We start from the raw sequence: 12684 nt of genomic DNA, 5'->3' as shown, positions 1-12684 counted from the left end.
CCATGACCCCCAAACCGATTACACGTCTCCGCCCCCCGTCCTCTATGCTTACGTTGAGCACACTTCACGCCCTCATCGTCTAGTGGCCTAGGACGCCGCCCTTTCAAGGCGGTAGCACGGGTTCGAATCCCGTTGGGGGTACTTCTTTTTACCGATCTTTGGTCGATCAAGATCAACCATTGGAGATCGCACTCGGTGAGTTGCCGCCCCTTGATGGATCAAGGAGTGGAACCCCACCGAACGCTGAGCGGCCCTTGACTTCGTCTTCGAGCAGAGCTTGCTCAGCCATGAGCAGAAGCTCCTGATCGTCATGACTGGCTTCCTGCCAACGCGACCGAGGACCGTCTGGTGCTGCTGGCGGAGGCATGGGAGGAGATCGAGCGGGTAGTTCCGCGCGACAAGCCCGCCGCCGCCGTCGGCGGTGCCGAAGTTCCAGAACCGGTGCCCGACTCATCGACACCTGGTGCCCGAACGCGGCGACATGGCCGCGCTTGGTCCATGGAGCTGAAGGAAGATGTGGTCCGGGCCTGCCCTGGCCGCTCACCCGGCGAGGTGGCGAAGTGGACACCTCGCGGGTGTGAGGAAGAACAGGGGCCGTCGGTGTCTCAGTCGATGAGATCCAGGGCGGCTTGGACGATGCTGTTGGTGTCGATGCCGTGGTAGCGGTACACATCGGCGAGGTCGCCGGAGAGGCCGAAGCGGCTGACTCCCAGCGTGGTGACGGGGACGGTGTTGATGGTGGCCACGAAAGCCAGGGTGTGGGGGTGGCCGTCGAGCAGGGTGACCATGGGGACGGCGCGGTCGGCGGGGAAGCCGAGGGAGTCGAGCCGGTCGGCGGCGGCCATCGCCTCCGTGATCATGGCTCCCATCGCCGCGAGGGTGACGGCGGGCCGCTCCGCCCGGCGCAGCGCGTACGCCCCGGCCACGACCTGGCGGCGGCGCTCCCTGGCGGCCGGGTCGGTGGGGACGGCGGCCAGGGTCTGGTCGACGGGGCGGGTCGACAGCCGCAGGTAGGCCGAGGATCCCTCCGGTTTGCCCAGTTCGCCGAGGGCGGCGAGCAGGCACCATTCGGTGTCGAGCACGAAGGCGGGCTCGTAGGACACACAACCGGGCTGTTCGATGCCCAGGGAGGGTGTGGTGATCGATTGGTGCGCGCCGCCTTCGGGAGCCAGGGTGACGCCGGAAGGGGTGCCGACCAGGATGGACTGCCCGCCGGCGTAGACGCCGAACGACCATGGCTCCAGCGCCCGGTTGACGAACGGGTCGTAGACGACGCCGATCGGCAGCAGGGGTTGCCCCCAGCGACTCCAGGTGGCGCCCAGCTCGCCGAGCAGGCCGACGAGGTTGGTCTCGGCGATGCCCAGTTCCAGGTGTCGGCCGGTGGGCCGCTCGCGCCAGCGCAGGATGGTCTCGGCGTCGTCGGCGAACCAGTCGGTTCGTTCGGTGTGCGACCAGATCCCGACCTTGTTCAGCCACCCGCCCAGGTTGGTCGAGGAGCTGACGTCGGGGCTGACCGTCACGATCCGCTCGGCGACCTTCGGCGCAGTCCTGGTCAGGTCGAGCAGCACCCTGCCGAGCGCCTGTTGGGTGTTGCCGGTGCCACCTGCGGTGCGGCCGAGGTCGTGCGGCACCGCGGGTGGCCGCAGCGCCGCTGTGACGGGCCGGCGGAGCCGTTCGGCGGCCGCTGCGCACAGGCGGGCCTCGGGAGTTCCGTCGGCGAAACCGGCCCAGGGGTCGTCGGGGTCAGTGCCCAGGGCCTCGGCCAGCTCTCTCATCTGGTCGGCCGTCAGCAGGGAGGAGTGATTCTGTGGATGCCCCTCGGTGGGGAGGTTGTGGCCCTTGACCGTATAGGCGAAGATCACCGTCGGCCGGGTCTTGTCGATGTTCGTGTATGCCTCGATCAGGGCGCCGAGGTCGTGTCCGCCGAGATTGCGCAGTGCCGCCAGGAGCGTGGCGTCGTCCAGGTCCGCGATGAGCCGGGTGATGGGCTCGGCCGTCGAGCCCTGCCTGGCAGCCGCTCGCGCAGGTGCTCGGGGGTGCAGCGCAGCAGCCGCTGGTATTCGGGGTTGGCCATGGCGTCGATGCGGGTTCGCAGGGCGTCGCCGCCGGGTCGAGCGAACAGGTCTTCCAGCAGCCGCCCGTACTTGAGGGTGAGCACCTGCCAGCCCGCCGCCGCGAACATGCCTTGCGTCCTGTCAACGGCCATGCCGGGCACCACCCGGTCCAGCGACTGCCGGTTCAGGTCGACGATCCACACCACCTCGCCGAGGTCGGTGACCATGGGGTCCTGGACGGCCTCCCAGATCGCGCCTTCGTCCAGTTCGGCGTGGCCCAGCAGGGTGTACTGGAGACCGCTGCCCGCGCCGCCGAACCGGCCGTCCACGTAGCGCCGCGCGATCGCCCCCCACAGCGGGGCGGTGGCCCCGATCCCGACTGATCCGGTCGAGTAGTCGACCGGATCGGGGTCCTTGGAGCGGCTCGGGTAGCTCTGCAGCCCGCCGAACGCCCGCAACGAGCTCAGATATGAGGAGTCCAGCCCGCCCAGCAGGTAGTTGATCGCGTGCAGCACCGGTGAGGCGTGCGGCTTGACCGACACCCTGTCGTCGGCCGTCAACGAATGGAACCACAGCGCCGTCATGATCGTGGTCATGGAGGCGCTGGAGGCCTGGTGACCGCCGACTTTCATCCCCGACGGGTTAGGGCGTACCCGGTTGGCGTGGTCCACCATCGCCGCCGACAGCCACAGCACCCGCCGCTCTACTGCCGCCAGCGCCTCCAGGCTCGGCGCCATCGGTGTGACATGCGCGTTCGTCATCAAGGGCTCCGTGGAGGATCTCGTAGGAGAACGGGTACCGCCCCAGTACCGCCGTCAGCGGAGTCGTGGGGGCGGTTTCGGTGGAGGGGATCCGGATGACGGCGTGTGGCCGTCCCTCGCACAGTTCGGTCGTTACGTCCCCGGTCAGGCCGGTCCGCTCGAGTTCCTCGCGGACGGCGCGTTCGACGGAGTCCAGGACCAGGGCCGGCTTGTAGATCTTGCCCACCGCGGTCGTCGGCAGGTCCTGCACGATGTGGACCGTCTTCGGGGCGGCAGCGGGTTCGGGGGCGTGGGTGCGAGCCCATGCGGCCAGTTCTTCCTCGCTCGCCTTGGCGCCGTCGGCCAGGACGAGGTAGGCAATGGGGACCTCGCCGGAGTGGGCGTCGGGCGCGCCGACCACGGCGGCGGCGTTGACGTCCGGGTGAGAGAGCAGGGACTCCTCGACGGGCCCGGGGTCGATGTTGTGACCGCCGCGGATGATGACGTCCTTGGCGCGGCCGGTGAGAAAGACGTACCCTTCCGCGTCGACCTTGCCGAGGTCGCCGGTGACCAGCCAGCCGTCGAAGACCTTGCCTTCCGGATCGGGGACGGGGCCGTCCGGGCCGGGCCGCAGATAGCCGGGAAAGACGCTGGGTCCGCTGATGACCAGGGCTCCGACGGTGCCGGCGGGCAGGTCGCCGGTAAGCCTGTCGTCGGCGTCGAGGGTGACGGCCTTGACCTGCTGGTAGGGCAGCCGCAGCCCGACCGAGCCGGGCCGCGGCGCGAACGCGGGCGTCGCGGCGGTCGCGCAGGTCGCTTCGGTGAGCCCGTAGCCCTCCACCATCGGCACTTTGGCGTTGGACTCGAAGGTCTCCCGGACGAGGGAGGGCAGGGGGGCGGCGCCGACGGCCCCGGCGCGCAGGCTGGAGATGTCGACGCTGTCGGGGACCGGCGGGAGGGAGGAGTACACGGTGGGGACCGCGGAGAAACTGGTCACTCGGAAGTGGGAGATGATCTGCCAGAACTCGGCCGTGAGCTGCTTGTCGCGGTAGCCCCGAGGGCCGAGGCTGACCACGGTGGTCCCGTGCATGAAAGGACCGAGCCCGGTGACGTGGACGGCGTTGACGTGGAAGAGCGGTAGTCCCGCCAGGACCGTCGAATCCGGCAGGTAGACGCCTGAGCAGCCGAGCGCCCACGCCATGTAGACCTCCATGGCGTGGGTGTGCGGGGCGACCTTGGGCACGCCGGTGGTCCCCCCGGTGTGGAAGTAGGCGGCCAGGTCGTCCCCGCCCCGGCGCGCAGACGTGTTCAGTCGGTCGGCCGGCTGGGTGGCCGCCAGTTCGGTGAAGTCGACGGTCGCGACGGAGAACCCGTTCTGCGGGCCGGGCGGGGAGCCGACGGAGGCCAGGACGGTGAGGGCGGGCAGTCGCGCGGCAATCCGTTGTGCCTTGTCCCACAGGTCGCCCGAGAGCGCCGGGCCCGGCGCGAGGAGGATCTGCGCTCCGGTGAGGGTGAGGATGTCGACGAGGTGGTCCTCGGCGAGCATGGGGTTGACCGGGTTCGCGATGCCGACGGCCTGCGCGCCGAGCAGCGCCGCGTAGGTGGCGCCGATGTTCGGCAGCATCAGCGCGACCACGCCGCCTTCGGTCAGCCCGAGTTCCAGGTAGGCGTTGGCCGCCTGGTGGGTCCTCTCCAGCAGGGTGCGGTAGGTCCAGTGCGGGGCCTCCCGCCAGGGCCGGTCGCCCTCGCCGAGCAGGTGCAGCGCGGTCCGGTCGGGGTGCGCCGCCGCGGTGCGGGCCACCAGGTCGTAGGTGCTCGCAGGCAGGTCGCGGTCGGACAACGCGACCCGCTCGATCGCCGCGAGGTCCTCGGCGGTGAGGACGAGCGGCCGTTCGCCGAGGGTGTGCGCGGCCGGGGTGGGTTCCATCGGGTACTCCTCAGATGGTGGCGGCGGGCGTGCGGCGGAAGGTGATGCGCTGGGTTCCCAGGCCTTCGATGGTGCTGACCAGTTCGTCGCCGTCGGCCAGGAAGCGGGCGGGGGTCCGGGTGGCGCCGATTCCGGCGGGCGTCCCGGTGAAGATCAGGTCGCCGGGTTCCAGGACGGCGATGGACGACAGGTGGGCGATGAGCTCCGCGACTCCGAAGATCATGTCGCCGGTGCGGCCGTCCTGCATCGTCTCGCCGTTGATCGAGCAGCCGATGGCCAGGTCGGCGGGGTCGTCCAGTTCGTCGAGGGTGACGACGGCGGGACCGGTCGGCCCGAATCCCGGATGGGACTTGCCCAGCGAGAACTGCTGTGGAGCGGGACCGGACCACTGGCTGATCCGTTCGGACAGGTCCTGCCCGATGGTGAACCCGGCGACATGGTTCCAGGCGTCCTCCGCCTGGACACGATGGCCGCGTTCGCCGATCACCACGACGAGTTCGACCTCCCAGTCGACCCAGCCTTCGGGCAGGAGGACGGTGGCGGACGGGCCGGTGAGGCAGGAGGCGAACTTGGTGAACGTCATCGGCCAGGTGAGGCTGGAGATGTCGATACCGGACTCCTCGGCGTGCTCGCGGTAGTTGACGCCGATCGCGAAGATCTGGCCGGGGCGGGGCACCGGTGCGCGCAGATCGGCCTCGTCATAGGGGGATGCCTCTCCGGTCAGTGTCGTCAGCACCGGCCAGGCGTCCCGCCAGTGGTCGAACAGGGTCTGCGGGTCGGAGCTCAGGACGCCGCCGCTCGCTTGATGGACGTCGATGGCTCCGTCGCCGGTCAGCAGTACCACCCGGTCGGCCAGATTCGCGATGCGCATAGGCTCCTCCGTCGTTCGCGCCTGCCCCGCGGGATGGCGCGGGGCTGCCCCGCATTGAACGCCGACCCTGGCCGGGACTGCTTGGCTTGCGAGGCCAAAGTCAGCGGGCCGGTTTGCCTGTCGGATCCAGCGTGCGGGCGATCTCCAGGGCCAGCCGGAGCTCCATCGGGTCTCCGATGGGATGGCCCAGCAGCTCTTCGGCCCTTCGGACGCGGTAGGTGACGGTGTTGCGGGCGATGTGCAGGCGTTCGGCAGCGGTCCGGAGGCTGCGCTCGCATGCCAGATAGACGCGCAAGGTCTCACGCAGTTCGCCGGAGCGCTCGTCGTCGGCCAGCAGCGGCCCGAGAACGTCCTGGGCGTACCAGCGGGCCTGCTCCTCATCGGCTGTCGCCAGGCACACGGTCCGCACGTCGGTGTACTCACACCACCAGCCGGCCTTGGCCGTGGCGGCGACCCGATCGGCCTCCCGAGCCCCCAAGTGGCTGCGGCGCAGGCCTTCGGGCCCGAACGCCACCGGCCCGGCGGCCACCCTGACCCCGGGCGGTGGCCGCAGCAGCCGCGCCCGGTCGGCATGTCCGGGCGCGGGGCTGGACCGCCAGCCCGCCCAGGCCCATACCTGGCCCGGGACGACCGAGAGGTCGAGCCATTCGTCGGGGGCCAGCGCCCGGGACAGGTCCTCTGCACAACGGTGCAGTTCGGCGGAGCCGGTGTGCCGATCGTCCGCCGCCACGACGAACGCCTGGTGATACCGGACCAGCTCGTAGCCGAGTGTCAGGGAGGCGTGCTCGGCGGCGGGCCTCCCGGCCAGCAGATCCTTCATGACCCGGCGGCGATCCGCCTCCCGGCCCGCCTCCCACCGGGCCCGCTCGGCGAGATACTCCTCCGCCAACCGGCTGGCATGGACGTCGGCGTAGGCGAACAGCAGGTCGCTGACACGGCGGCTCTCGGCGAGGCGGACGGGCTCGGGCAGGGTGTCGACGACCGCGCTGAGCGCCTGGTGCAGCCGGGCATGACCGATCCGCACTCCGCGCAGCACCCGGTCCAGGCGGATCCCCCGGCGCGCGAACTCCGCGCCGCTCACGACCGCCTCCTCCGGAGCCGCCTGCTCGGCCATCGTCGCGCCTTCAGGCGGAAGATCGGCCAGCAGGCCGCGCAATGCCAACAGCACGGCCGCTTCGACCGTCGAGCGCAGCGTCGCGAACGGGGCCGGGCCGCCGCCGTGCTCGGGCACCTTCTCGATGATCTCCTGGGTCATCTCCTGCGCGGTCCGCACGGCCCAGGCCACCGGTCCGGGTCCCAGGGCCACCGTGGCGACAGCGATGGTCACCGCCGAGGAGGCGGGCTCGGGCAGCGGGCCGGGGACGTCGCGCGGGACCAGGCCCAGGATCCACTCGTGCGGGTCGCCGGTCATCCTTTCGCGCCCCTCAACTCGGCCCCGGCCAGCCCGGCGCCACCAGTTCGCCGCGGAAGAACACCAGAGGATGAGCGTCGACCGCGGCGTGCCCACCGTGCACGAGGCCGGTCACAGCGACATGGTCGCCGGCCTCATAGACCGCGTCCAGTTCGCAGTCCAGCCAGGCCAGGACGCCGTCCAGCAGCGGTGAGCCCAGGGAGCTGAGGGTCCAGGACCTGCCGTTGAACCGGTCGGCGTCCCGGGTGGCGAATGCCGCAGCCACCTGATGTTGGGGTGCTGACAGGACGTTCACGCAGAACCGGCCCGCCTCGCGGATGAGCGGCCAGGTGGTGGAGTGCCTCCCGGCGAAGAACGACACCAGCGGCGGGTCGAGTGAAGCCGAGGTGAACGAGCCCACCGTCATTCCCACCGGGCCCTGGTCGTGCAGCGCGGTCACGACCGCGACGCTGGACGGTACATGCCGCATGATCTCTCGCAAAGGACTCATGCTCCCACCCTGTGCGTCCGGCCTCGGCCGCCGCTCGGTCCGGGGGCACCAATCGGCGCCGATCTCTTGGGTCACGGTGCCAACCCCGCTTTGACGTACATGCGCAGCAACGGGCCAGGCCCCTGCCCGGGGACGGCGTCCAGTGCGCCGGGGAACCGCAGGATCTCCAGGGCGAGTCGTATCTCCAACGGATCGGCCGGACGGCCGGCTCCCATCAGCTCCTCAGCCCGTTTGACCCGGTAGGCGACGGTGTTGCGGGCCGCTCCGAGCCGCTCGGCGGCCGTCTTCAGGCTCCGCCCCGACGCCAGGTAGCACAGCAGGGTTTCGCGCAGCCGAGCCGACCGGGAGTCCGGCGCGGCCAGCGCTCCCAGGGTCTCCCGCACGAACCAGCGGGCCTGCTCGGTGTCGCCTGTCAGCAGTGCCGCGGTTCGCACGTCCGCGTAGTCGCACACGCCGACGGACGCGGGCATCGTCACGGCGATCCGCGCGCAGTGCCGTGCCGCCAGATGGCTGCGCCGTACTCCGGGCAGGCCGAACGACGGAGGACCCGCTGCGGCCCGCCAGCCGTCCGGCAGGCCTGCCGGCCAGGCCATCCGGTCCGGGCGGGCATCGAATCCGATCCACAGCCATACCGCGCCGGCATGTCCCGCCACCTGCAACGGCCCCTCGCCTACGCAGCCGGCCCTGAGACCGGCGACCCATGCCTGGAGGCTCGTGGCCGTGCCGGCCGGGCCTTCCCTCCACAAGATCACGGCTACGTGGTGGCGATCGAGGCGATAGTCCAGGATGCGCTCCGCCGACGCCGGGTCGACCCCCTCCCTCGCAATGATCGCTTCGACCAGGCGGCAGCGCACGGCCTCCTCGCTGTCCTCCCACCGGTCCCGCTCGGCGACGTACGTTTCGGCCATGTCGCTCGACAACAGATCCGTCAGCTCGAAGAGGATCTCGGTGAGCCGCCCCGGCAGTTCACCGCCCGGTGCGGCGTCGCGCAGGGCCCGGTGCAACACGGCGTGCCCGATCCGCACGCCCCGTAGTACGCGTTCCAGCGGGATACCGCGTCGTACGAAGTCCCTGACGGCCTCCGCTCCCTCCACCGGCACCGCGAACCGGGCGGGCCCGTCGATCTCCGCCCCGCGCGGATCAGCCAAACCGCACAGGCACGTCAGCACCACGGCCTCGGCCATCTGGTGCAGTGTCTCGAACGGCGCGGGCCCCACACCCCCTTCGGGCACACGTTCGAAGATCTGCCGGGCCATCTCGCGAGAGGTGGAGACCGCCCATCGCACCGGGCCCTCGCCGAGAAGGCTCCGGGCCGAAGCCACGATGGACGGAGCACAGGTGGGCGGCACCGACGGGAGGCCGTCCAGATCCGAGAGCCAAGAGAACTCCATCTCCTCACTCCACCATCCAGCCCGTTGTCCCGGCTCGGGCGGCGGGTCAAATCCTGCGCCCGTTTATGGGCCCGCAGACCAAGCGGAGCGAAGGGCCGAAGGCGTGGAATCAGCGACGACCCACCCAATCCCAGGAGGTACCCGTGTCCGTTCCCGGTGAGTTCCCGATGCAGTACAGCGCGTCCGCCGACGCCGACCTCGTCCGGCGCGCCCGCGAACTGGGCCCGCTGCTGGCCGCGAACGCGGCGAAGACCGACTCGGACAGGCGCCTGCCCGAGACGACGATCACGGCTCTCACCGAGGCCGGCCTGTTCAAGCTGACCGTGCCGCGCCGCTACGGCGGCCACCAGGCGAACTTCGCGACCTTCCTGGCGGTCAACGCGGAGATCGCCCGCTCCTGCGGGTCGACCGCCTGGGTGATCGCCCTGATCAACATCTGCAACTGGGCCGCGGGACTCGCCCCGGAGAAGCTCCGAGAGGACATCTTCGGCGCCGACCCCGACTCCCGGGTCTGCGGCGTCCTGACCCCCAGCGGCACCGCCACCCGTACCGGCGACGGACACACCGTCACCGGTTCCTGGGGATTCGCCTCCGGCTCTCTGCACGCCACCTGGGCGACGCTGGGAGTCCAGGTCACCGACGAGGACGGTCAGGTCGTCGAGTTCGGCAACGTCCTGATCCCGATGGACCAGCTCACGATCAAGGACACCTGGCACGTCGTCGGGATGCGCGGCACCGGCAGCAACACCCTCATCGCCCAGGACGTCTTCGTCCCCGCCCACCGCTACACACCGCTCGCCTTCGGCGCCGACCAGCCCGACAACCACCCCGACGAGCCGCTCTACCGTTCCTCCCTCATCCCCGCCCTCAGCGTGATCCTGGCCGGACCCCAGCTCGGCCTGGCGCGTGCCGCCCTCGACCACACCCTGGCCACCATCGGTGGACGCGGCATCTCCTACACCTTCTACGAGCACGCCGCCGAGGCACCCTCCACCCAGTTCCAGATCGCCCAGGCCACCGAACTCATCGACACCGCGGCCCTGCACATCTTCCGATCGGCCGCCCACATCGACCAGGCCGCCGCCGAAGGCCGGCCCATGGACGTCACCGAGCGGCTGCGCGTCCGCATGGACACCGGCTACGCCATCACCCGCTGCCGAGAGGCCATCGACCTGCTGCTCGACGCCAACGGCGCCTCCAGCTTCGCCGAATCCAACCCCCTCCAGCGCATCTGGCGAGACTCCAGCACCGCCGCCCGCCACGCCATCGCCAGCCCCAGCATCAGCGCAGAAGCCTACGGACGATCCCTGCTCGGCATCGAACAGCAGATGACCCCCATCATCTGAACCCGGCCCCGCACCCCGACCGAGGAGACGACCATGAGCCGTATCCGTCCCACCGCGTTCGTGCACGTCGTTTACCGCACCCACCGCTTCGCCGAGATGCTCGACTGGTACCAGAAGGTGTTCGGCGCCCGCGTCCAGTTCCAGAACGAGATGCTCGCCTTCCTCACCTATGACGAGGAGCACCACCGCTTCGCGTTCGTGGACCTCGACCTCCTCGACCCCGACCCCCAGGAGAAGAACCGCACCGGCCTGGTGGGCGTCGACCACGTCGCCTACACCTTCGCCTCACTGCGGGACCTCCTGGAGAACTGGGAACACCTCAAGGCCGAGGGCATCGAACCGTACTGGTGCATCCATCACGGCGTCACCGTCTCGCTCTACTACGGCGACCCCGACGGAAACCAGATGGAATTCCAGGTCGACAGCTACCCCACCCCCGAGGAGACCAACGCCTTCATGTTCGGGCCCGGCTACGCCGAGAACCCCATCGGCGTCGAATTCGACCCGAAGGACTGGCTCACCCGGCTACGCGACGGCGAGCCGGAGGGCGACTTCCTGATCCGCCGGATCCACCAGCCGGTCTCCCCGCTCCGCTTCTCCGCTCCCAGTCCCTGACACCCGATCCGGCCTACACCTCACATCACTCACGAGCCCGACCTTCACGAAGGCGAAGATGTCCATCACCTCGGTGGTCCTGACCATCCTCCTCGCGGCGGGATTCGTCAGAACCGGCCTGCCCAAGGCCCTGCTCACACCGACAGCAGTCGGCCTCGCCGAGCATCACGGCCATTCCACCGCCACCTTCCGCATACTGGGTCTCCTCGAACTCGCCGGCTCCGCCGGGCTCGTCATCGGTCTGTGGTGGCCACCTCTCGGCATCGCCGCCGGCCTGGGACTCGCCATCGTCTGCATCGGAGGCTTCACCTCCCACCGCAGAGCCAATGATCCGGCCAAAGCCCTCATCCCGGCCGTTCTCTTCGGCGCGATCGCCCTCATGATCCTCGCGCTCCACCTGGCCGAACTCTGACGCCCAAGCCGTCGACCGAGACCCCAGGCCAGTCCGCCACTGCGGCAGCATCCACGTGTTCGGGTCAAGCGCCGCGCAGACCGAGGCCGCACTGAAGGAGGCGGCCTCGGTCTGCGCACGCAGGGCGAACGCAACGCCACCGCCGCCGGCCACACCCTCCCTGGCATCAGGCTCCCGCCCGACGCGGCCCGTCGACCTCCTCACGGACCTGATCTGCACCGGCGATTCCGGCCCCGGCCTGACCTGCCGCGCAGCCAGAACGCGCACAGGGTTTCTCACACCGCCGTGCAGTCCCTTTCCACACAGCCTTGGACGCGTCCGCCGTGCATCACAACGGGCAGGGACGCCGAGCGCCGCATCCGCGCGCCGACACCGAGGCCTTCGGAGACCCCGGAGACTCGGAAGGCTTCGGCAGCCTCTTCGACTGAACGTTCTCAGCGCGTGACGAACGGTCTGAACAGCCGGTGCTCGTCGCCCCCACCGTCATGAACCCTCATACGATCCATGATCGATCCCGAATCGATGCGCGATCATCAACTGACGGCGGGCCGGACCGCCGGCGGACGTGCAGCCATTCGGCTGCAACCAGGTTGGGGTCATGTCAGGCTGGGTACCGCGGGCCGGGGCAAGGGCGGCGTCAGTGCCTGGCGAACTGGACGCGTGTCCGCTGGACGACGTCCGGCCGCAGCTTGACGCCCCGGACGGTCAACCGCTGCCCGTAGATGTCGGTGACCCTGATGGCCTTGCCGCACCCGGCGCCCTTCGCGGAGAGGAAGTAGTTGTAGCCGGTGCGCGGCAGCCCCTTCCACCCCTTGGAGGTCCGCACCTCCAGTCGCGCCACCGGGTTGCGGTGGTCGATCACCTGGACGCCGCACCACCAGCGGGTCGATCCGCTCTTGTACCGGACGGCGACCTTCCGCGAGGTCTTCGGGCTGAGCAGCCGCCAGGTGATCGGGATGCTGCCCTTGACGGGGTCGGCGAGCTCGGCGAAGGCCCGCTCGCTGAGGTCGAGCTGGCCCCTGCCGCAGGTGGGGCACTCGTCGACCACCTTGACGGTGATCGCCCGCCCGTTCGCCCGCACCCGCACGTAGGCGCCGCAGGCCCGGGCCGTCTCGTAGTCGACGGTGTTCATCGCCGCGATCATCAGGCTCTCCGCGGGTCCGAACATGCACGCCCCGCCGTCGCCGTTCCCGACGTCGTAGAAGGTGGCGACGCCCCGGTAGGTGACTTTGGGCTTCACCTTCCCGGCGGCCACCGCGCTCGCCGCCACGGCCCCGTCCGAAACCACCGCCGTCCAGGTGAGCACTCCGGCCACGACCGCCACCAGGCAGGCACCCGCCATCCGTCCATGCCACCGAAGAGTCATACGCCGGCCTCCGTCCAGGGGTTCGAGCAGCCGCCCTACAGAGTGCCGCAACTCAGGAGAC

At 70.2% G+C, this 12684-nt stretch carries 11 protein-coding genes and 1 tRNA gene; 4 read left to right on the top strand and 8 right to left on the bottom strand.

From position 1 onward, the window contains the following. The first annotated feature begins 68 nt into the window (after positions 1-68). Positions 69-141, top strand: a tRNA-Glu gene (locus ABGB12_RS34795). 464 nt (positions 142-605) lie between these two features. Here the strand turns inward: ABGB12_RS34795 and ABGB12_RS34790 are convergent. The 7 genes from ABGB12_RS34790 to ABGB12_RS34760 all read right to left on the bottom strand — a co-directional run bounded on the left by ABGB12_RS34790 (position 606) and on the right by ABGB12_RS34760 (position 8884). After that, a complete protein-coding gene (locus ABGB12_RS34790) occupies positions 606-1862 on the bottom strand; it encodes a hypothetical protein (RefSeq protein ID WP_347684763.1) in 1257 nt (418 codons plus the stop codon). Positions 1863-1900: 38 nt separating this feature from the next. Beyond that, positions 1901-2815, bottom strand: coding sequence for a hypothetical protein (locus ABGB12_RS34785; RefSeq protein ID WP_347684762.1), 915 nt, complete (start codon positions 2813-2815; stop codon positions 1901-1903). Further along, complete coding sequence (locus tag ABGB12_RS34780; RefSeq protein ID WP_347684761.1) at positions 2697-4721, bottom strand: acyl-CoA synthetase; 2025 nt, start codon at positions 4719-4721, stop codon at positions 2697-2699. Before ABGB12_RS34780 ends, ABGB12_RS34785 begins: the two co-directional genes overlap by 119 nt. 10 nt (positions 4722-4731) lie before the next feature. Continuing rightward, entirely contained in the window at positions 4732-5592 is an 861-nt protein-coding gene (locus tag ABGB12_RS34775; RefSeq protein WP_347684760.1) for a fumarylacetoacetate hydrolase family protein, read from the bottom strand. A gap of 100 nt (positions 5593-5692) precedes the next feature. After that, on the bottom strand, positions 5693-7003 hold the full coding sequence (locus ABGB12_RS34770; RefSeq protein ID WP_347684759.1) for a helix-turn-helix domain-containing protein: 1311 nt from the start codon (positions 7001-7003) through the stop codon (positions 5693-5695). Positions 7004-7016: 13 nt separating this feature from the next. Then, on the bottom strand, positions 7017-7493 hold the full coding sequence (locus ABGB12_RS34765; RefSeq protein ID WP_347684758.1) for a flavin reductase family protein: 477 nt from the start codon (positions 7491-7493) through the stop codon (positions 7017-7019). 71 nt (positions 7494-7564) lie between these two features. Next, a complete protein-coding gene (locus ABGB12_RS34760; RefSeq protein ID WP_347684757.1) occupies positions 7565-8884 on the bottom strand; it encodes a helix-turn-helix domain-containing protein in 1320 nt (439 codons plus the stop codon). Positions 8885-9027: 143 nt separating this feature from the next. Between ABGB12_RS34760 and ABGB12_RS34755 the strand changes: the two genes are divergently transcribed. From ABGB12_RS34755 to ABGB12_RS34745, 3 genes are read left to right on the top strand one after another with little or no spacing between them, the layout of a single operon-like run. Continuing rightward, entirely contained in the window at positions 9028-10230 is a 1203-nt protein-coding gene (locus tag ABGB12_RS34755) for an acyl-CoA dehydrogenase family protein (protein ID WP_347684756.1), read from the top strand. A 33-nt stretch (positions 10231-10263) separates the two neighbouring features. Continuing rightward, on the top strand, positions 10264-10845 hold the full coding sequence (locus tag ABGB12_RS34750; protein WP_347684755.1) for a VOC family protein: 582 nt from the start codon (positions 10264-10266) through the stop codon (positions 10843-10845). 58 nt (positions 10846-10903) lie between these two features. Further along, complete coding sequence (locus ABGB12_RS34745; RefSeq protein ID WP_347684754.1) at positions 10904-11257, top strand: DoxX family protein; 354 nt, start codon at positions 10904-10906, stop codon at positions 11255-11257. Between the two features lie 637 nt (positions 11258-11894). Here the strand turns inward: ABGB12_RS34745 and ABGB12_RS34740 are convergent. Then, on the bottom strand, positions 11895-12623 hold the full coding sequence (locus ABGB12_RS34740) for an expansin EXLX1 family cellulose-binding protein (protein ID WP_347684753.1): 729 nt from the start codon (positions 12621-12623) through the stop codon (positions 11895-11897). Between the last annotated feature and the right edge of the window lie 61 nt (positions 12624-12684).

The sequence above is a fragment of the Actinocorallia sp. B10E7 genome, assembly GCF_039871655.1.
Classification (GTDB): domain Bacteria; phylum Actinomycetota; class Actinomycetes; order Streptosporangiales; family Streptosporangiaceae; genus Actinocorallia.
The sequence above is the reverse complement of the archived record's forward strand: the minus strand, read 5'-3'. Positions and strand labels throughout refer to the sequence as shown.

Excerpts from the sequence above, each read along its gene's own strand:
- ABGB12_RS34785 (WP_347684762.1), bottom strand. The coding sequence starts at position 2,815 with ATGACGAACGCGCATGTCACACCGATGGCGCCGAGCCTGGAGGCGCTG.
- ABGB12_RS34780 (WP_347684761.1), bottom strand. The coding sequence starts at position 4,721 with ATGGAACCCACCCCGGCCGCGCACACCCTCGGCGAACGGCCGCTCGTC.
- ABGB12_RS34775 (WP_347684760.1), bottom strand. The coding sequence starts at position 5,592 with ATGCGCATCGCGAATCTGGCCGACCGGGTGGTACTGCTGACCGGCGAC.
- ABGB12_RS34770 (WP_347684759.1), bottom strand. The coding sequence starts at position 7,003 with ATGACCGGCGACCCGCACGAGTGGATCCTGGGCCTGGTCCCGCGCGAC.
- ABGB12_RS34765 (WP_347684758.1), bottom strand. The coding sequence starts at position 7,493 with ATGAGTCCTTTGCGAGAGATCATGCGGCATGTACCGTCCAGCGTCGCG.
- ABGB12_RS34760 (WP_347684757.1), bottom strand. The coding sequence starts at position 8,884 with ATGGAGTTCTCTTGGCTCTCGGATCTGGACGGCCTCCCGTCGGTGCCG.
- ABGB12_RS34750 (WP_347684755.1), top strand. The coding sequence starts at position 10,264 with ATGAGCCGTATCCGTCCCACCGCGTTCGTGCACGTCGTTTACCGCACC.
- ABGB12_RS34745 (WP_347684754.1), top strand. The coding sequence starts at position 10,904 with ATGTCCATCACCTCGGTGGTCCTGACCATCCTCCTCGCGGCGGGATTC.
- ABGB12_RS34740 (WP_347684753.1), bottom strand. The coding sequence starts at position 12,623 with ATGACTCTTCGGTGGCATGGACGGATGGCGGGTGCCTGCCTGGTGGCG.